Source organism: Pseudomonas fluorescens group sp. (genome assembly GCF_020093335.1).
GTDB classification, from domain to species: Bacteria; Pseudomonadota; Gammaproteobacteria; order Pseudomonadales; family Pseudomonadaceae; genus Aquipseudomonas; species Aquipseudomonas petroselini.
Window position 1 is genome coordinate 43884 of sequence record NZ_JAIOKW010000010.1, and the last position, 18875, is coordinate 62758.

Below are 18875 nucleotides of genomic sequence, written 5' to 3' on the forward strand. Positions count from 1 at the left end.
GGGCTTGCCCCACTGCCATCCGGTTAAGGGCAAGACGCACCCTGTGGCGAGGGAGCTTGCTCCCGTTGGACTGCGAAGCAGTCCCAAAAGGTTATGATCCTTGTGCAGGCCGTTAGGGCCTCGCGCGGGGCAAGCCCGCTCACTACAGGTAGGTGACCGATGCTCAAGACCCTCGCGGTGGCCAATTACCGCTCGATCAACAAATTGGTGGTGCCCCTGGACCGGCTGAACCTGGTCACCGGCCCCAACGGCAGCGGCAAGTCCAACTTGTACCGCGCCCTGCGCCTGCTGGCGGAAACCGCCCAAGGCGGGGTGATCAATGCACTGGCCCGTGAGGGCGGGCTGGACTCCACCTTCTGGGCCGGCCCGGAAACCATCAGCCGGCGTATGCGCAACGGTGAGGTGCCGGTCGAGGCCGTGGTGCGCCAGGGCGTGAAGCGCTTGCGCCTGGGGTTTGCCGGGGAGGATTTCAGCTACGCCATCTCACTGGGGTTGCCCGAACCGAGCCGGTCGTTTTTCTCCCTGGACCCTGAGGTGAAGAAAGAATGCATCTGGGCGGGCCAGATCTACCGCCCGGCCAGCCTGCTGGTGCAGCGCTCAGGGCCGATGGTGCGTGCCCGTGACGGTCGCAACTGGGATGTACTGGCCCAGCACACGCCCAACTACCACAGTCTGTTCGACCAGGTCGGCAGCCTGCGCGGCTCGCCGGAAGTGCTGCTGCTGCGCGAAAGCATTCGTGGCTGGCGCTTTTACGATCACTTTCGCAGCGATGTCGATGCGCCGGTACGCCAGCCACAACTGGGCACCCGCACGCCGGTGCTGCACCACGACGGCCGCGACCTGGCGGCGGCGTTGCAGACCATTCGCGAGATCGGCGACCCCGAGGCGCTGCAACGGGCAGTCAGCGACGCATTCCCCGGCGCACGCCTGAACATTGAACCGTTACAGGGCGGGCGCTTCGCGATTGAGTTCTATCAGGAGGGCTTGCTGCGGCCACTGTCAGCGGCGGAATTGTCCGACGGCACCTTGCGTTACCTGCTGCTGATCGCAGCGCTGCTCACGCCTCGGCCACCCACCATGATGGTGCTGAACGAACCGGAGACCAGCCTGCATCCGGACCTGCTACCCGCGTTGGCGCGCTTGATCATCCAAGCCTCCCAGCAGTGCCAGGTGTGGGTGGTGTCACACGCCAGCCGGTTGATTGCGGCGTTGCAGCAGGACCAGGCGTGCAATTCGATTGTGTTGGAGAAGGTGATGGGAGAAACCCGGATCGTGGGCCAGGGGATTTTGGATGCGCCGGCTTGGCATTGGCCGGAATAGGGGGTGACTGGAAGGCCTCATCGGGGGCAAGCCTCCTCCCACACTTGAATGTATTCACAGATCAATAATGTGGGAGGGGCTTGCCCCCGATAGCGGTATCAACCCTGCCACTTCCCGCCTTCAACAATCACACTCTCAGGCTGGGTGTCATCGCTCAGCTCTTTACGCACATATTGGTCGTACAGCTTGAGCAAAAACTTTTCCTCACCCAACTTCGCCAACTCGGCATTCACCCAGTCACGCAGTTCGACGTTGCCCTTTTTCACCGCTGGCGCAATCGGCGCTTCATCACCGAGTTTTTCTTCCAGCACGCGGTAGCCCGGGTTCTGCTTGGCCCAGCTGAACAGCACCAGATTGTCCTGAGCGTAGGCATCACCCCGTCCAGCCGACAGCGCCTGCAACGACTCGGAGTTCTTCTCGAACTTGAGCAGTTTCCAGTCCGGGTGGTGCTTGGTCAGCCAGATATCAGCCGTGGTGCCGGTGGTCACGATGGTGGTGCGGGTGGCCAGGTCATCCAGGCTTTTCACCGAGCTGTCCTGAGGCACCAGGGCCTGTACCGCAACTTTCAAGTTGGGGTTGGTAAAGTCCACCGCTTCCTTGCGCTCCGGCGTCACCGTCATGTTGGCGAGGATCAAGTCGACCTTGTCGCTTTGCAGGAACGGAATACGGCTGGCCGGCTCGACGGCGACAAACTCAACCTTGTTTTCATCGCCCAGCAGGTCCTTGGCGAATCGGCGGCCGATATCGGTATCGAAGCCGACATAGCGGCCTGCTTCGTTGACGAAGCCGAACGGTGGCTTATCGGTGAAGACGCCGACAATCAGCTTGTCCCGCGCCTTGATCTTGTCGATATAGCTCACGGCGGCAGCCGTGGGTTTGGTGGGCTCTTCAGCCTTCTTATCGCAGCCGGCCAGCAGGGCGACGGCCAACAGTGGCAGCAGTAACTTTTTCATATCAGCTCCAGTTCCTGGGTCTTTTTGGGCAGTGTTGAAACAAAGGAGAACTTCTCCAGGAACTGCTGCGCGCGTGCGGTTTGCGGGTTCGTAAAGAATGCTTCGGGGGTGTTGTGTTCAAGGATGCGACCGGCCTCCATGAACACCACGCGGTCGGCGACGGCGCGGGCGAAGGCCATTTCGTGGGTGACGATCAACAGGGTCATGCCATCGCGGGCCAGGCCCTGGATCACTTCCAGCACTTCCTTGACCATCTCCGGGTCGAGGGCGGCGGTGACTTCGTCAAACAGCATGACCTGGGGGTTCATGCACAACGAGCGGACGATGGCGATGCGTTGCTGCTGGCCGCCGGACAGCTGACGCGGGAAGGCGTCGCGCTTATCGGCCAGGCCTATGCGATCGAGCAGTTTTTCTGCCTGTTCACGGGCTTCGCGAGGGTCACGTTTTTGTACTTTCAAGGGGCCAAGCAAGATGTTATCGAGCACGCTCATGTGCGGGAACAAGTGGTAGCTCTGGAACACCATGCCCACGTCCTGGCGCACCTGGCGCCAGTCGGTGCTGTTGTCCAACAGCTCTTTGCCGGCGAAACGCAGGCTGCCGCTGTGTGCGACTTCCAGGCCATTGAGGCAACGCAGCAAGGTGCTTTTGCCGCAGCCGCTGGGGCCGAGGATCACCACCACTTCGCCGCTTTGCACGCTCAGGTCGATGCCCTTGAGCACCTGCTGGTCGCCGAAAAATTTGTTGAAACCCTGGAACTCGATCAACGCACTCATGTTTGGGCCCAGCGCCGTTCCAGCACCTTGGAGGCGGCCGACAACGGGTAGCAGATAAAGAAGAAAAACAGGAACAGCACGCCGTAGATCAACACGGACTCATAGGTGCGCTCAATGATTTGCTGACCGACCTTAATCACGTCCACCACGCCGATCAGCACCGCCAGGGAGCTGGTCTTGATGATGCGCGTGTAGACGTTGATGGTCGGTGGCGTCATGCGTTTGAGAGCCTGGGGCAGCAGCACGTAGCCGTACAGTTGCGGGTCGGACAGCCCAATCGACAACCCCGCTTCACGCTGGCCACGGGGCAGCGAATGCAACGCGCCACGCACCACTTCGCCGACCTCGCTGGCGCCCCACAACGACAACACCAGCACGGCGCACCAGAAACTCGGGATGCTCAGGCCAAAGAAAATCGGCAGGCCGAAAAACAGCAGGTACAGCCACACCAGCACCGGAATCGCGCGGAACAACTCCAGGTACACCCGTAGCACAGCGTTGATCAGCCGGTTGTTCAAGGTGCGCAGCACGCCATACAACACGCCGCCGACAGTACTGAAGGCGATGCTCAAAAACGAAATCGACAGGGTCTGCGCAGCGCCCTTGCCCAGTTGCGGCAACGACACCCACAACAACTCAAGACCCGAACTGGCCATGCTGGAGCCTCCTTTCCAGGCGGCTGAGCAGCAGCGACAGTGGCAGGAACAGCAGCACGCAAATCAGCGTCAGCACGGCAAGCATTTCGTAAGTCTTGTAGTAAAGGGCGATGTAGCTTTTGGTGGTGTAGAGAATCTCCGGCACCGCCACGGCGGAGACCACGGTGGTCTCCTTGAGCAGGAAGATGAAATTGGCGAACAGCGCCGGCAAGCTGAGAATGCCGGCCTGGGGCAGGATCACGTGGCGCAGCAGCTGCCAGTCGGACAGGCCGATGGACTTGCCCGACTCGATCTGCGCCAGCGGCACCGCTTCCACACCGGCGCGCAGCACTTCGGTGAGGTAGGCGCCGCCAAGGAACGTCATGGTGATGATTGCCGCCCAGAACCCGGAAATATTGAAGCCCAGAGCCGGTAGCGCGAAGTACACGAAAAACAGTTGGATCAGCAGCGGCGTGTTGCGCGCCAGCTCCACATACAGCGCCACCAGCCGCGACAGGTACGGCGTGCGAAACACCAGCAGCGCCGCGTTGATCAGTGCCACCAGCAAGGAGGTGGCAATGGCGATCAAGCCCACTTGCAGCGTCACCCCCACGGCCTTTAGAAACGCCGGCAAGGTGCTGAGGATAAAATTGAAATCGAAGGTCATTTCTAGTCCATGACGCCGCAGGGGTAATGCGGCGAGCGCCGTCCGATCCAGCGTGGGTAACGCCGGGTAGCGCGAACTTTAAAGGTATAAAAAGTAAAATTTAAATACCTAAATAGCATATTCATATCACCCAAAAAGATAACCGTCGAATTCGCGGGTTTGGCAGGTGACAGCTATGGTTGGGGGGTCTGTATTTCGAGGGATTGAATAATGAACCCAACAACACCAATCGATCCAAAGGAACTGGTGAAGTGGCTGGTGGCATTGCACCGGGCGATCAATAGCTGTAGTGGCTTGCAATCGAAAACAGCCGTGCTCGCAATCAGCGCAATTTTCGGCTCAGATTAACTGCGACTGTCGGAGCCGTCTGGCTCAGATTAATTGCGAGCGAGCCTGCATTCAGCCGCATCGGCTTGCATTCCATCGTCTCCGGCTCACATTAACTGCAGCTGGTCGGTTCGAGGTTGTAAGCCGGAACCGCCGAATTTTCTGTCAGACAATTAACATGGCTTGTCTAGTGCTCGGTCGATGCGTTCCTGCATCACCTGGATGACTTCTTCTTGGGTATACAACTTGCCGTTGGGGTAGTCGGCCTCATGGAGAGTTCTCTCGATCTCGCGGGTCATCCGCTCATACTTCTTCTGGCCATAGCATTTGCTCCCTGCGCAACGACGCCTGCCCATAGCGAAAAAATATAAGAAACTGTCATTTCTTACAGGTGCGGGTAAAAATAAAGTCCTCTAACCTCTCTCATGCATATGCAATAAAGCAAAATGAATAGATCAATAAAGTCTATGCGTTTTTTATTGCACCATGCAAACTAAAACACACGCATTGACAAACAACACTGATCGCATTTGCTGCGAAAAAAATAATGGAGAAACTAATATGGCAGTTACAAGTATTAAACTAAACTACTGTTCCTCACCAGGAAGTGCTGTAATTTCCGGCACCGTTAACCGGCCGCACGACCCAGTTTACGCATGTATTACAGGTAGCGGGGGGCTTCTGGGGTCCACTATGGCTGATGCGGCGGGGAATTTCATTCTTAACATTTCTGCTCCACCAAATACGTATAGCGCCCAACTAACAGATGTGCCAGGCGGTAGCGGGACTTGGAGTACCCCTATCATAATTACTACTCAATAACGACATCATCCGATTATATGGAGTGTTGACTTAGTTTGATGGCCGCCTTGCGGTTTATACCAGCCAGTTAAGCTGGCTGGTTTTTATTTGCGGTCATAATGCATAAGGCATAAAGCCCCCCTGACTTCAATACATAAGTGTAGCGGCTTGCAATCGAAAACAGCCGTTCTCGCAATCGGCGCAGTTTTCGGCTCACATTAACTGCAACTGACCAGTCTTCGGCCCGAATCAAATCGGCAGCCCTGCGGCCAGCATTTTGTCACGCAGTTCAGCGGCTCGGGCCGGATCAAGCGCGTTGCTGAACAGCGCTTTGATCTCGGTGGGCGTGGCGTCGAACTGCTTGAATTTGCAACGGCGTGCGCAGCTTGGTGGCGAGTAGCTCAATTGCTTCCTCGGTCAGAATCGATTCAGCCTCGACCTTGTCCTCCGTGCAGGTTTCCAGCAGCCAGTGAATGTACTCACGCTGACTGCCGGCGATGCCGTCGAGCGAGAAGATGTCAGTGCGGTAGCCGATTTCCTCCATCGTTCGGCGACGCAGGTCGTTACGCAGTTTGGGATGCCCGGCCAGCACTACCGATAGCCGGCCTTCGCCGTCCTCGACCAGCTCCATCAAGCGCTTGAGCCCTGTTAGGGTATGCCCGTTGAGGTCATGGGCCTCATCCACGAACAGGGCCACCGGGCGCTTGTTCTTCCTCACCAGTTCGCGCAAGTCACGCTCACGCTTTTCGGCCTGGGTCAGAATGCGCACCTGCTTTTCGGTAGACAAGTCGTAGGAGCGCAGCGATGAAGGTGGCCAGCCTGATGCTGTGCTTCTCGATGGCTAGGGATTTGGAGACGGTGATTTTCTTCTCCGCCTCCATCACCTGTTGAAGTCGTCGCAGCATCACAGTTTTGCCGCTGCCGATGACACCACAGAGTGCAATCAGGCGGCGTTCGGGCTCGCGGGCAAAGCGGCAGAATTGTTCCCAGGTACACATCTCACGAATGCCTTCATCGGTCAGATTGAACTGCCAGTCCTCAATTCGTGAATGCGCTCGCTGCGATGGCTCTGCACATTGTAGGTGCGCACCAGGTAACGCATCAGCCATTCGTTGGCCCGCGCTTGTGGAAGTGATACAGCGTCTCATGGGCTTCCTTGACGGTGCGAAATGGCCGTTCAACCTTGCCCTTTGAGCGAGCAGTTGTAAGTGTTCCATCCTTGCCGGCGGGAATATGTGTCTGCCACTTGATGCCCAGTGCCTGCATGACGTTCTGGAAAACGCGGCGCTTGGCCACCCGGCCATTGCCCAGGTAGATCATCTTCGGGCGGCCTTGGAACGGAAAGTTGGAGTAGGCACTTCGGCACGGTGAGCCGCATGGGGTTTATGGATAAGGTTCAACGCCCGGTACACGGTGCTGGGAGACACGCCACACAACTCCGCTATCGCGGCCACCTGGGTAGCTCGCTCCGGCTTTTCTTCGGCAAACGGTCGAGCCGCTGCCGCAACTGCGTCAGCGATTCGTCAGGGATGGCGCTATGCCGCCCGCTGGGCATTGCGCTCGGCCTCGGTCAAATAGTTGTAGAGCGTCGAACGTCCGATTCCCATCAAACGGCAGATCTCTGCCACGGTGTGTTTTCGCTCGCGGTACAGGCGCAAAGTCAGTTCTTGCTTGGCGGGTCGAGCCTTTTCTTACGCCCGCCCTTACGCCCGCGTGCTCGTGCTGCTGACAACCCCCGCTTGGGTGCGCTCACGAATCAAGTTGCGTTCGAACTCGGCCAGGGCACCGAACAGCTGAAATATCAAACGCCCAGCACTCGAAGCGGTGTCGATGCTTTCTTGCAAGCTGACGCTAGCGGCGTCCAACTGCCCGACCAACCGGATCAAATCCTTCAGCGAGCGACCAAGACGATACAGACGCCAAAGCACTAAGGTATCTCCTCGGCGTAGCGTGGTCAGCAAGGCAGTCAAACCTACTCGCTCGGCTTTGGCACCGCTGGCGGTGTCTTCGAACACGCGCTCACAGCCTGCTTTCTCCAATGCATCGCGTTGCAGATCGAGGAGTTGGTCGTCGGTTGAGACGCGGGCATATCCAATCAGCACGGTTTCGTCCATATATTCAATGAAAATTCGGTGTAGTCGGATATTGAAAATTGGAAGCTGTTACTGGATACAGATAATGCGGCGTTCGGAGCGGACGACCTCATCTCAACCTGATGCCAACAAACCTACGTTTGACGGACAGGGTCGGCAGAACTAGAGTATCACTAGGTATTACTCTGTAATAGGAAGCCAACTATGGCCACGTCTCTCAAGATTGATGACACCCTAAAAGGTCGCGTCCAGCACCTCGCCAGCCAGCGCCGCCGCTCGTCCCACTGGATCATGCTCGAAGCCATCCAGCAATATGTCGAGCGTGAGGAAGCCCGCGAGAGCTTCAAGCAGGAAGCCTTGGCATCCTGGGCGGCCTATCAGGAAACCGGTCGGCACCTGACCGGCCAGGAAGTGCGTACCTGGTTGAACACCTGGGGCACCGAAGACGAAAAGGCGGTGCCTGAGTGCCGCAAGTAATCGTCACCGAAGACGCGGCGCAAGGATTGGAGCGATGCCGACAGTTCTTGGCCGCAAAGGCGCCGGAAGCCGCGAAGCGGGCCGGTCAGGCCATCGAACGGCAATTCTTGCTACTGGAAACAGCCCCCGACATTGGTCGGCCATTCCCTGAAATGCCAGAGCTGCGCGAGTTGGTGATTGCTTTCGGGGATTCTGGCTATGTGGCCCTGTATCACCACGAGCCGACCGCTGATGCGGTGTATGTCCTGGCATTCCGACACCAAAAAGAGGCGGGAAACTGATGAGCATAAACGAATTCCGCCAACTGGCCGCGAGGATAGATCAGCAGATGCTGCAACTCGCCGTCGAAGGTGTCATCGAGGCGTAGGCCGTCATCAATCGCATGATGGGACACGTGCATCAAATTTGGGTCAGTACGTCCGACCAGCAGCTCATGGCGCTGTCCCACGAGCTCCCTGGGTTCTACCGCTACGCCCGTATCATGGAAGAAGCATCCGAAGCCTAACGCAACAAGCCATCGCGGCCCTATCACGGCATGGCCGAGTTCTCCGAACAGCATAAGCAAATGGGGGCTCAACTGCTGACAATGGCAGCCACGCTGAAGCGCGGCTATCAGGCACTTCATGCGGGCGAGAACCTGCAAGTTCTCCAGCCACATATCAAGGATCTGGAAAGATTGCATGGGCAATGGCTGTCTGACTTGGACAACTTCAAGACCTCCCTACGTGAGCAGGGAGCAGAACCCAAGGTGCTGGACTACGCGAACGAAGCATTCGGACGATGGGTGGAGCGCATCAAGCAGCTTGCCAGTTGAATAGCCTCTGTCACCAGCAATGCAAAAGTGACCTCTTGGGCTGCCTGAGGGGGAGGATGTTCAGTTGCAGTTAATGTGAGCCGGAGACGATGGAATGCAAGCCGATGTCGCTGAATGCAAGCTCGCTCGCAATTAATCTGAGCCGAAAACTGCGCTGATTGCGAGCACGGTTGTTTTCGATTGCAAGCCGCTACAAATAGCAGAGCCCTGTAAAACACCGAAATATCCGCTGTGAGATGAAGATCAAATGTGGGAGGAGGCTTGCCCCCGATGGCGGTGTATCAGTTACAGATTGATTGGCTGACACACTGCAATCGGGGGCAAGCCCCCTCCCCCATTTGGATTGCATTCCAAATTTCAGGCATAAAAAACGCCGACGCTATATAAGCCATCGGCGTTGAAACCTTGAAGGGGGTTTTCAGTTACATCAGAACGCAGGCACTACCGCACCGTTGTACTTCTTCTCGATGAAAGCTTTGACTTCCGGGCTGGTCAGGGCCTTGGACAGTTTCTGGATAGCGTCGCTGTCCTTGTTGTCCGGGCGAGCCACCAGGAAGTTCACGTACGGCGAGTCAGCGCTTTCGATGATCAGCGCGTCCTTGGCTGGGTTGAGGCCAGCTTCCAGGGCGTAGTTGGTGTTGATCAAGTCCAGATCAACCTGATCCAGCACGCGTGGCAGCAGGGCCGATTCCAGCTCTTTGAACTTCAGGTTCTTGGGGTTGCTGGCGATGTCTTTTGGCGTGGCCAGGGCGTTGGTCGGATCTTTCAGGGTGATCACACCGGCTTTCTGCAGCAGCAACAGGGCGCGGCCGCTGTTGGAGCCTTCGTTAGGAATGGCCACGGTGGCGCCATCTTTCAGCTCGGAGATGTTCTTGATCTTTTTCGAGTAACCGCCGAAGGGTTCAACGTGCACGCCAACCACGGTGACCAGGTTGGTGCCCTTGCCCTTGTTGAAGTTTTCCAGGTACGGCAGGGTCTGGAAGTAGTTGGCATCCAGGCGCTTCTCAGCCACCTGCACGTTAGGTTGTACGTAGTCTGTGAAGACTTTGATTTCCAAGTCCACGCCTTCTTTGGCGAGGGTTGGCTTGACCAATTCGAGGATCTCGGCGTGCGGCACTGGGGTCGCGGCCACCACCAGTTTCTCGTTAGCCTGGGCGAAGCCAGCAGTCAGGGCAGCCGCCAGTGCGGTAAACAACAGAACCTTTTTCATGCAGTGTCCTTATCAAAATTCCGGGTCGTCTCTGACGGCCGTTTTTTTATTTGGTGTGCCAGCGAAGTGCTATCGCGGCGTGGGAGGGACAATACCTAGATTTTTTATTCCCGAACAATATCTTTTATTCACGTTGATATTCCATTTTGCTCATGTAGTTGCTTGTTCACGTAGAAAGCTGCGCAAGGCTTCCTGCTCGGCGGGGCTGGCCGTGTTGAAAATTCGCTGTACCTGCTCCAACGGCGTGCCCCCCACAGGCAAATTCAGATGCTCGGGCAAAATCTCGTCGCCGCTGCTGACCAGCAATGCAAAGTGAATAACGTTTTCCAGCTCACGCGTATTGCCCGGCCAGGTGTGGTGCTCCAGCACGCGCTGGGCGGCGTCGCTGATCAGCGGCACCGGCAGGTCCAGGCGCTGGCTGTAGATGCCCAGGAAATACTCGGCCAGGGACAGGATGTCACCGACACGCTCGCGCAAGGCGGGCAAGTCCAGCTGGCCTTCGCTCAGGTAATGAAACAAGCGCTCATGGAACTTGCCGGCGGCCACGGCCTGGGCCAAGTCGATGCTGGTGGCTGCTACCAGACGCACATCCACCGGGCTGGGCTGATGGGCGCCGACGCGGGTGACTTCATGGTTTTCCAGCGCGGCCAGCAGTTTTACCTGGATCGGTAGCGGCAAGTCGCCGATCTCATCCAAGTACAAGGTGCCGCCATTCGCCGAACCGAACCACCCCGCCCGGCTGCTGGCCGCGCCACTGTGGGCACCGGCCGCATAACCGAACAACTCGGCATCGGCATAGGTCGGGCTGATGGCGCCGCAATTGACCGAGACAAACAGCCCGGTGCGGTCGCTGCCACGGTGGATGTGCCGCGCCAGCAGCTCTTTACCGCTGCCGGTTTCGCCGCGAATCAACACCGGCAGGGCGCGCGGCGCGAGGCTTTCCAGGTCTTCGCGCAGTTGCCGCGAGCGTGGATCAACAAAGACCAACGCTTTGGCGCGAATGCTCAGCGGGCTTTTTTCCGCGTCGGGGAAGGTCAGCAGTGGCTGGCCGTAGGTTTCATGCAGGCTCATGGCAGGCTCCCGCCCCAAATCCACTCAGGGACGGGGCGTTTAAAGATAGTCAGGCAGTGCGCCGGGCGTGATGCTCAAGGCGGCTTTGCAGGCGATAAAGGTAGGCGAAACCCTGCTCCCAACGCTGGTGGCCGGACTTCACATTGATATGGCCGGCACCGGACAGAATGCCGGCTTCAGCGCCCCAGTTACGCGCCAGTTCCACGGCCCGGGGAGCGCTGACGGCGCTGTCGTTATCGGAGCTGACCACCTGGGTGGGAAACGGCAGCAAGTCGGTCGGAATTGGCGCAAAGTTGCGCAGGGCAGGCGAGCACGCCGGGCGTTCGACATCGGCCGGAGCCACCAGCAAGGCGCCACGCACCTGGCGCAGGAACTGCACTGGCGCGGTAGCCGCCCAATGCGCCACGGTGATGCAGCCCAAGCTATGGGCGATCAGGATCACTGGCGTGCTGTCGGCCGCAATGGCCTCGGCCAGCGCGGCGACCCAGTCTTCGCGCCGTGGCGTCAGCCAGTCGGCCTGTTCCACACGGGCGCTGTTGGGCAGGCTGTTCTGCCAATGACTTTGCCAATGATCTTCTGGCGATCCTTGCCAGCCCGGCACGATCAGGTAACGAATCGACTCGCTGTGCATGGGTGTGCCCTCCTGCAGCGTTTAACGTTGCTGAACAGTATAGGGACGAGGGTTATATTCGTTAAGGAATAAGAAGCTATTTATTAATAACCAAAATATCAAAGCCGATGAAGATCAAACTGTGGGAGGGGGCTTGCTCCCGATAGCAGTGGGTCAGTTGATACAGGTGGCGGCTGATACACCGCCATCGGGAGCAAGCCCCCTCCCACATTGACCAGGTTCCACATAGGGACTCGGGGGTGTTGAGTAAATCCCAGGCAAAAAAAAGGCCGCACCCTGCCAAGGAAACGGCCAAAAAGTTGTCGAGGCTATTGGTGGAAGCGTTGCAACTAACGTGCGGTAATCACCGACAGCTTGGTAATCCCCGCGCGCTCGATAGACGCCATGGCTCGCGCCACTTCGCCGTAGTTCACACCATCGTCAGCCTGCAGTTGCACCCGCACATCGGGGTCCTTGGCCTTCGCCGCCTGCAGGTTGAATTCCAGCAGGTCCGGCTGGATTTCGTCCTTGTTGATAAACAGTTTGCCCGCGCCGTCGATGCTCACCACCAGCGGGTCTTTCTGCTCCACCGGGGCCACGGCCTCGGTCTTGGGCAGGTTGATCGGGATCGCGTTGGTCAACAGCGGCGCGGTGACGATAAACACCACCAGCAGTACCAGCATCACGTCCACCAGCGGCGTGACGTTGATCTCGCTCAGCACCTCATCACTGTCTTGCGTGGAAAAGGCCATCTCAGGACGCCTCCTTCACTTTCTGCGGGTTGCCAGGCGCATGCTTGGTCAAGGCAGGATGCAGCAGCACGCGGAACGAATTCTTCTGTGCCAGGCTGTAGAAGTCGTGGGCAAAATCATCCAGGTCGGCAGCCGTCAGTTTCAGGCGACGCAGGAAATAGTTGTAGACCAGCACCGCCGGCACCGCGACAGCGATGCCCACGCCCGTCGCAACCAGTGCTGCACCGATCGGACCGGCCACGGTTTCGAGGCTGGCGGAACCGGCGGCGCTGATGCCCTTGAGCGCTTCCATGATCCCCCACACGGTGCCGAACAGGCCGATAAACGGCGAGGTGCTTCCGATACTGGCGACCACGGCCAGGCCGGTCTCCAGGGAACGGCGCTCGCGCACGATCTGCTGGCGCAGGGCACGTTCGAGACGGTCCTGATGATTGATCGCCTGGCTGAGGTCAGCGGCGTGCGGGGTTTCACCCACCTGGATCGCGGCATAACCGGCCTGGGCGACACGGGCAGCAGCGCCTGGCTGGGTTTCGGCCAGTTCGGCGGCCGAGTCGAGACTCGACGCCGCCCAGAACTGTTTATGGAACCTGCGATCCTGGGCCTTGAGGCGACCGAACTGCACGCCCTTGAGCAGGGCCAGGCCCCAAGTGGCGACCGAAAAAACCACCAGCAGCCAGATCACCGCGCTTTCGATGGATTCAAGTGGAGATGCTAATGCCATGATGTTTTCCCTCTGTACTAGTCGCGGCGTGTGCTGCACACCGCAGCGCAATAGTTAGTGAATCTTGAAGTCGATCGGTACGCTGACCCAGCCGTCCTGGGCCACATCGCCCTGCTTGGCCGGCACGAAGCTCCACCGCTTCACGGCGGTCAGTGCGGCGTCGTCGAGTTGCTGGCGACCGCTGCTTTTCTGGACCTGGATCTCGCCCGGCTTGCCGCTGGCCAATACATGCACCCGCAACAACACCGTGCCTTCCCAACCGCGACGCTGCGCCAGGGACGGGTACTCCGGCGCCGGGTTCTTGAGGTACGCGGCGTTGGCCGAAGCCGGTGTCACCGGGGCTGGCGCGGGCGGAGCGGGCGCAGGGGCCGGTGGCGCCGGTTGCGGTGGCGTGGGCGCCTGCTCGACCGGTTTCGGTGCGGGCTTGGGCTCAGGCTTTGGCACCGGCTTGGGCTTGGGTTTTGGAATCGGCTTGGGCGGCGCCGGCTTGGCGGCCAACTCATCCACCACCGGCGGCGGTGGCTCGACAACAGGCGGTGGCGGTGGTGGCGGCACAGGCGGTGGCGGTTCCACCACGGGCGGTGCCGGCTGGGAAAATTCGATGGTCATCGGCGGAATCTCCGGCGGCACAATCGGCAGCACCGGCGTGGGTTTCTGGCTGACCCAATAAATCACTGCACCGTGCAGGGCCAGTACCAACAAACCGAGCAGGATCCCTTCGCGGCGGCTGGAGAAGCGCTTCGGGGTTTGCTGCGTCCGCAATTGCCCCAACGGCGCGCGGTGCGGCCGGCCAAGGTCGACCAACTCACCACTCGGTGCCTGGCGCCATTGCGCCTCGGGTGCACTGGCGGCGGTCTGGACATTGCCCATTGATTCACTCCCTACGGTTTCGAAACCAAAAAACCGACGGGCCTGCGTGGAAGGCCGTCGAGGGCTGAATCATCGGGGCCAGACGCTTATCTCTTAAAGTAATCTTTGAAGTTATAGATAGATCAAATTTGAATAAACGAATGCTCTGCAAACACCAAAGCCCCGGCCCACGTGGCCTGGCGTCGAGGTGGTTTTTTTTGATGCTTTTCAGGCATACAAAATATTCACTTAAGGCATGGCTCAACGGGGCTGTTTGCACACAAATCGAACAGCTCAGCCTGCAAGCACTGCCCCGCGGCACTCAGGCCATGACGGGCATACAACGCCAGGCGCACGCCTTGCACCACGGGCAAACCGCTGTCCGGCCCCAGTTCCACATGCCCTGGCTGCACGACCCGTCGCGGCAACAGACTCACACCCAACCCCGCCGCCACCGCCGAACACACGCTGGCCAGGCTGGCGCTGGAATAACCGATGCGCCAGCGCCAGCCGCCCACTTCCAAGTGGTGCAACATTTCATTGCGGTACAGGCCGCCCACCGGGAATGCCACCAACGGCAGAGGGTCGCGCCCCAGGCACGGGGTGCTGCGGCTGTCGACCCAACACAGCGGCTCGGGCCACGAGGCCAGGCAGTCATCGCTGCTGCCCATCTGCTTGACCAGCAACACGTCGAATTCACCACTGCGGTATTGGCGCTGCAACTCGGGGCCCAGGCCGCTGGTGACCTCCAGGCGCACCCGTGGATAGGCCAGCACAAATGCCGACAGCAACGGCATCAGGCGCTCGGCGGCAAAGTCTTCCGGCACCCCCAGGCGCAGTACGCCGTCGCTCTGTTGGTTGATCAACACATCGGTGGCTTCTTCATGCAACGCGAGGATGCGCCGCGCATAGGCCAGCAAGCGTTCGCCCTCGGCGGTGGCGACCACGCGGCGCTGGTCGCGGTCCAGCAACTGGCGCGCCACCGCGTCTTCCAGGCGGCGGATCTGCTGGCTCACGGTGGATTGGGTCAAGTGCAGGCGCTCGGCGGCACGGGTGAAGTTGCCGCAGTCCACCACGGCGACAAAGCTGCGCAACAACACGGGATCGAACATCAGCGTCACCATTCTCTTTGCCACTGGTTGGCATGGTTATATTTAATTTCAGAATACCTTGGGTGCTGGCCATACTCACGCCTCATTTGCCGACTGCAAGAGCGTTGCATGACCCTGAACAAATCCCTCGCCGGCTGGGGCCTGCTGGTGGTGCTCGGCCTGAACCTGCGGCCGATCCTCAGTTCCATCAGCCCGTTGCTCGGCGAGATCCGCCAGGCCACCGGCCTGAGTTTCCAGAGCAGCGCCCTGCTGACCAGCCTGCCGGTGGTGTGCATGGGGCTGGTGGCGCTGGTGGGCGTGCGCGTGGAAGCCCGCCTTGGCGAACGGCGCGGCATCGCCCTGGGCCTGATAATGATCCTGCTGGCGTGCCTGGCACGCTGGCTGATGGGCCAGGCGTCGGCGCTGCTGGTCACGGCGTTGCTCGGCGGTGCGGGCGTGGCGCTGATCCAGGCCTTGGTGCCGGCGATGATCAAGCGCGAATTCCGTCATCGCGTGCCGGTGGCGATGGGCGTGTATTCGGCCTCGCTGATGGCCGGCGGCGGGCTGGCAGCGCTGCTCAGCCCGCTGGTGGCCACGCATTTCCAGGAATGGCAGGCGGGGTTGGGGGTGTGGCTGCTGCCGGCGTTGGGCGCCTTGCTGCTATGGGCCTGGCTGCCCCTGGGCGCGGCCAGAAATCCACAGGTGGTGCCGGCCTTCAAGGACCTGCGCAATCGCCGCGCCTGGTTGCTGGCGCTGTATTTCGGCCTGGTCAATTGCGGCTACATGAGCCTGGTGGCGTGGCTGCCGGCCTACTATCAGCAACTTGGCTGGGGCGTGTTGCCCAGCGGTTCGCTGCTGGCGTTCATGACCATCTTCCAGGTGCTCGCCGCGCTGTTGATGCCGGTGCTGGCGCAGCGCGGTATCGACCGTCGGCCGCTGCTGGGCATCGCCCTGCTGGCCCAGACCGTGGGTTACCTCGGCCTGATCGTCGCGCCGCAGGAATATCCGCACCTCTGGGTGGCGCTGTGCGGCTTCGGCCTGGGCGCGTGTTTCGCCTTGAGCCTGCTGCTGACCCTCGACCACCATCGCGACCCACGCCAGGCCGGGCAACTGGCGGCCTTTGTGCAAGGCGTGGGCTTCTTGATCAATGCGGTGTCGCCGTGGCTGACCGGCTGGTTGCGCGGGCTGACCGGCAACTTTGTCAGCGCCTGGGTGGTGCTGACGGTCACGGCGGTGGCGATGCTGGTGGTGACGCGCGTGTTCAGCCCGGCCACCTATCGCACGGGGCTAGAAGTCATAGCGCCCGGTCACTCCTAGCGTGCGCGGCGTACCAAGCAGGCCTTCGTAGCCGCCGTTCCCCCCCGTCCACAGCGTGGTGTAGTAGGTCTTGTCGAAGGCGTTTTTCAGCCATAACGACACGTCCCACTGCCCTTGCTCATAGTTGCCACGCAGGCCGGTGGACAGGTTGACCACGGCGTAGGCAGGAATCTGTCCATAGTCGGAGTCCTCCACGGTGCCCACAGCCTTGGAGCGGAAGGCATAGCTGGCGGTGACGTAGGGTTCGAAGCCGTTATCCAGGTTCCACTTGTATTCGCCGTTGGCGTTGGCGATCCATTTCGAGGCCCCCACCACTTGGTGCCCACTCAGGTCACAGGAGGCCGGCGCACCGGGGCGCAGACTGACTTCCGGCGGGCACGGCGCATCTTTGTAAGACAGGTAGCTCACATCGTTGAACGAGCCGTTGAGGTTCAGCGTCAGGCCCTTGATCGGCACCAGGGTGCTTTCCACCTCGACACCCCGCGAGCGCACCGAACCGGCGTTGGTCAGGTACTGCACACGGTTGTCCTGGTCATAGGCATTGGTCTGGTAGCCGTTGACCTGAGTCCAGAACAGGTTGGCATTGAGCTGCAGCCGCCGGTCCCACAGGGTGCTTTTGAAACCCAGTTCGACGTTATTGGCGCGCTCGGTGCCGATCAGCAGTGAGTCGGCCCCGGCCGTCGGTGCCGAGCCTACCGCCAGGTTGACCCCGCCGGACTTCTCGCCATGGGACAAGGTCGCGTAGCCCAGCAGGTTTTCGTTAAAGCGGTAGCTCAGGTTGAGCAAACCCGAGGGGCTGGTGCTGTATTGCGTGAGGTCGCCGGAATCGTACGCCCCCGCGCGCCCGCGTCGAGCCGTCGCGGCAGCACCGGTGACCGCCGCACCGCCAAGGGGAGCGTTACGCGTGACCCAGGCACTTTTTTCTTCATAGGTGCCACGCAGGCCGGCTGTGAAATCCAGGCGCTCGGTGAGGTGCCAGGTGCCCTGGGCAAACAGTGCAAAACTGTCGGTGCGAATGTGCCCGTTGCCGACGCTGCTGACGTTGGCCAGTGCGCCGGCTGGCGTGCCGTTCCAGATGTCGGCCTGCGGCCCGTAATAGCTGAAGGATTTGTTATCCAGCGAATTACCGAAGTAGTAGGCACCGAGCACGTAATCGAAGAACCCGCCGGTGGGTGAAGCCAGCCGGAATTCCTGGGACCACTGCTTATCTTCCACCGACACCCCGGCGTTATACGACGCCGGCACGTTAAGGCCGTCGTCGTTACGCGGGGTGAAATTCCAGAAGCGATAGGAACTGACCGAGGTCAGGGTGAAATCACTCGGCAACGTCCAGTTGGCCTCCAGCGACGTACCGCCCTGGAACACGGTGACGTGCTGGTCGCTGTCCAGGTTGACCTTGCGGTGGGTGCCATCGACCAGGGTCGCGCCTGCAGCGTTGGCCCGCGACTGGTAGAGGTTGGTGCCGTTGATGGTCGGCCCGGTGCTGTACAGCACCCGGGTGCCGGCGCTGGAATCCTCTTCGTTGTAATCGCCGATCCAGCGCAGGTTGAAGGTCTCGCTGGGCTTGTACAGCAGTTGCCCGCGAAAGCCCTGGCGCGAGCCGCCGTTGAGGTCATGGCCGTTGTATTCGTTCTTGATGTCGCCGTCGCTGCGGGTGCGATACGCCGAGAAACGCCCCGCCAGGTCATCGGTGAGCGGGCCGGAAATCGTGCCCTTGGTCTGGAAGTAGCCGTCCTCGCCCAGCGAGGTTTCAATGCTGCGCTCCGGGGTAAAACTCGGCGCGCGCGTGCTGATGTTGATCACCCCGGCGGTGGTGTTTTTGCCGAACAAGGTGCCTTGCGGGCCGCGCAAGACTTCAAGCTGCTCGATGTCCATCAGGTCGAACACCGCCATGCCCGGCCGCCCGAGATACACGTTGTCGATATACAGCCCTACGCTGCCTTCCAGGCCATCGCTGGCCGGGTTGTTGCCAAGCCCGCGGATCGACACGCTGGACTGGCGCGCATGCATGTAGGCGACGTTGACGCTGGGCACCAGTTGCTGCAGATCCTGAATCCGATACACCCGCTGGCTCTCCAGGGCCTGGCCGCCGATCACGCTCATGGGCGTCGGCACTGCCTGGGCGCTTTCGGTGCGCCGCCGGGCGGTGACGGTGACCGTCTCCAACTCGCCGCCGGCGCTCTCGCCCTTGCTTACCGGCGCGGGCGTTTCGGCGGCCTGGGTCGGCGACCAACTGGAACTGCCGGCCACCAGAATGGCCAGGGGCAAGGACTTCAACAGACTCATAAGCGGCTCCGGAACCCGGAAATATCCATCGAGAGATATTCCTTTAGGTTATTTATTTATGTTTTTACGAACATTTACTGCATAAGAGATAGCCTTTATAAGGAGTCG

Annotated in this window: 17 protein-coding genes and 3 pseudogenes; 5 read left to right on the top strand and 15 right to left on the bottom strand. The window is 60.1% G+C overall.

The features are described from left to right. Positions 1-159: 159 nt before the first annotated feature. Positions 160-1320, top strand: coding sequence for an AAA family ATPase (locus tag K7431_RS13435; RefSeq protein WP_012721656.1), 1161 nt, complete (start codon positions 160-162; stop codon positions 1318-1320). Positions 1321-1418: 98 nt separating this feature from the next. On the opposite strand, the gene K7431_RS13440 is transcribed toward K7431_RS13435, so the two are convergent. The 7 genes and pseudogenes from K7431_RS13440 to K7431_RS13475 all read right to left on the bottom strand — a co-directional run bounded on the left by K7431_RS13440 (position 1419) and on the right by K7431_RS13475 (position 7578). Further along, positions 1419-2273, bottom strand: coding sequence for a transporter substrate-binding domain-containing protein (locus K7431_RS13440; protein ID WP_012721655.1), 855 nt, complete (start codon positions 2271-2273; stop codon positions 1419-1421). Next, positions 2270-3046 carry an amino acid ABC transporter ATP-binding protein gene (locus K7431_RS13445; protein ID WP_012721654.1) on the bottom strand — a complete coding sequence of 259 codons (777 nt, stop codon included), beginning with the start codon at positions 3044-3046 and terminating at the stop codon, positions 2270-2272. Before K7431_RS13445 ends, K7431_RS13440 begins: the two co-directional genes overlap by 4 nt. Continuing rightward, positions 3043-3702: an amino acid ABC transporter permease gene (locus tag K7431_RS13450; RefSeq protein WP_012721653.1), complete on the bottom strand. Its 660-nt coding sequence runs from the start codon at positions 3700-3702 to the stop codon at positions 3043-3045. The genes K7431_RS13445 and K7431_RS13450 overlap by 4 nt, the downstream gene beginning before the upstream one ends. Continuing rightward, entirely contained in the window at positions 3683-4348 is a 666-nt protein-coding gene (locus tag K7431_RS13455) for an amino acid ABC transporter permease (RefSeq protein WP_012721652.1), read from the bottom strand. Before K7431_RS13455 ends, K7431_RS13450 begins: the two co-directional genes overlap by 20 nt. A 1377-nt stretch (positions 4349-5725) precedes the next feature. After that, positions 5726-6432: pseudogene (locus K7431_RS13460) on the bottom strand (AAA family ATPase); the annotation flags it as partial. Then, positions 6412-6823: pseudogene (locus K7431_RS13465) on the bottom strand (IS481 family transposase); the annotation flags it as partial. The pseudogenes K7431_RS13465 and K7431_RS13460, both read right to left, overlap by 21 nt. A 188-nt stretch (positions 6824-7011) precedes the next feature. Then, positions 7012-7578 (bottom strand): annotated as a pseudogene (locus tag K7431_RS13475) (recombinase family protein). A gap of 195 nt (positions 7579-7773) precedes the next feature. On the opposite strand from K7431_RS13475, the gene K7431_RS13480 reads away from it, so the two are divergent. From K7431_RS13480 to K7431_RS13490, 3 genes are all read left to right on the top strand, one after another. Continuing rightward, positions 7774-8046: a CopG family ribbon-helix-helix protein gene (locus tag K7431_RS13480; protein WP_012721651.1), complete on the top strand. Its 273-nt coding sequence runs from the start codon at positions 7774-7776 to the stop codon at positions 8044-8046. After that, the gene (locus K7431_RS13485; protein WP_012721650.1) at positions 8034-8327 is read left to right on the top strand and encodes a type II toxin-antitoxin system RelE/ParE family toxin; all 294 of its coding nucleotides are present in this window, start codon (positions 8034-8036) and stop codon (positions 8325-8327) included. The genes K7431_RS13480 and K7431_RS13485 overlap by 13 nt, the downstream gene beginning before the upstream one ends. 254 nt (positions 8328-8581) lie before the next feature. Next, a complete protein-coding gene (locus K7431_RS13490; protein WP_224265917.1) occupies positions 8582-8860 on the top strand; it encodes a transposase in 279 nt (92 codons plus the stop codon). A gap of 427 nt (positions 8861-9287) precedes the next feature. Here K7431_RS13490 and K7431_RS13495 read toward each other — a convergent pair whose 3' ends face one another. The 7 genes from K7431_RS13495 to K7431_RS13525 form a co-directional block, all read right to left on the bottom strand. After that, positions 9288-10070, bottom strand: coding sequence for a MetQ/NlpA family ABC transporter substrate-binding protein (locus K7431_RS13495; protein ID WP_012721649.1), 783 nt, complete (start codon positions 10068-10070; stop codon positions 9288-9290). Between the two features lie 150 nt (positions 10071-10220). Beyond that, positions 10221-11141: a sigma 54-interacting transcriptional regulator gene (locus tag K7431_RS13500; RefSeq protein WP_012721648.1), complete on the bottom strand. Its 921-nt coding sequence runs from the start codon at positions 11139-11141 to the stop codon at positions 10221-10223. A gap of 49 nt (positions 11142-11190) precedes the next feature. Further along, positions 11191-11772: an alpha/beta hydrolase gene (locus tag K7431_RS13505; RefSeq protein WP_012721647.1), complete on the bottom strand. Its 582-nt coding sequence runs from the start codon at positions 11770-11772 to the stop codon at positions 11191-11193. Positions 11773-12101: 329 nt separating this feature from the next. Further along, the gene (locus K7431_RS13510) at positions 12102-12503 is read right to left on the bottom strand and encodes an ExbD/TolR family protein (RefSeq protein ID WP_010565408.1); all 402 of its coding nucleotides are present in this window, start codon (positions 12501-12503) and stop codon (positions 12102-12104) included. A gap of 1 nt (position 12504) precedes the next feature. Then, positions 12505-13224: a MotA/TolQ/ExbB proton channel family protein gene (locus K7431_RS13515; RefSeq protein ID WP_012721646.1), complete on the bottom strand. Its 720-nt coding sequence runs from the start codon at positions 13222-13224 to the stop codon at positions 12505-12507. Between the two features lie 54 nt (positions 13225-13278). Then, entirely contained in the window at positions 13279-14094 is an 816-nt protein-coding gene (locus K7431_RS13520; RefSeq protein ID WP_012721645.1) for an energy transducer TonB, read from the bottom strand. Positions 14095-14318: 224 nt separating this feature from the next. Then, positions 14319-15185, bottom strand: coding sequence for a LysR family transcriptional regulator (locus K7431_RS13525; RefSeq protein WP_012721644.1), 867 nt, complete (start codon positions 15183-15185; stop codon positions 14319-14321). Between the two features lie 108 nt (positions 15186-15293). On the opposite strand from K7431_RS13525, the gene K7431_RS13530 reads away from it, so the two are divergent. After that, positions 15294-16481 carry a CynX/NimT family MFS transporter gene (locus K7431_RS13530; protein WP_012721643.1) on the top strand — a complete coding sequence of 396 codons (1188 nt, stop codon included), beginning with the start codon at positions 15294-15296 and terminating at the stop codon, positions 16479-16481. Here the strand turns inward: K7431_RS13530 and K7431_RS13535 are convergent. Next, on the bottom strand, positions 16452-18767 hold the full coding sequence (locus K7431_RS13535; RefSeq protein ID WP_012721642.1) for a TonB-dependent receptor: 2316 nt from the start codon (positions 18765-18767) through the stop codon (positions 16452-16454). The genes K7431_RS13530 and K7431_RS13535 overlap by 30 nt on opposite strands. Positions 18768-18875 lie beyond the last annotated feature (108 nt).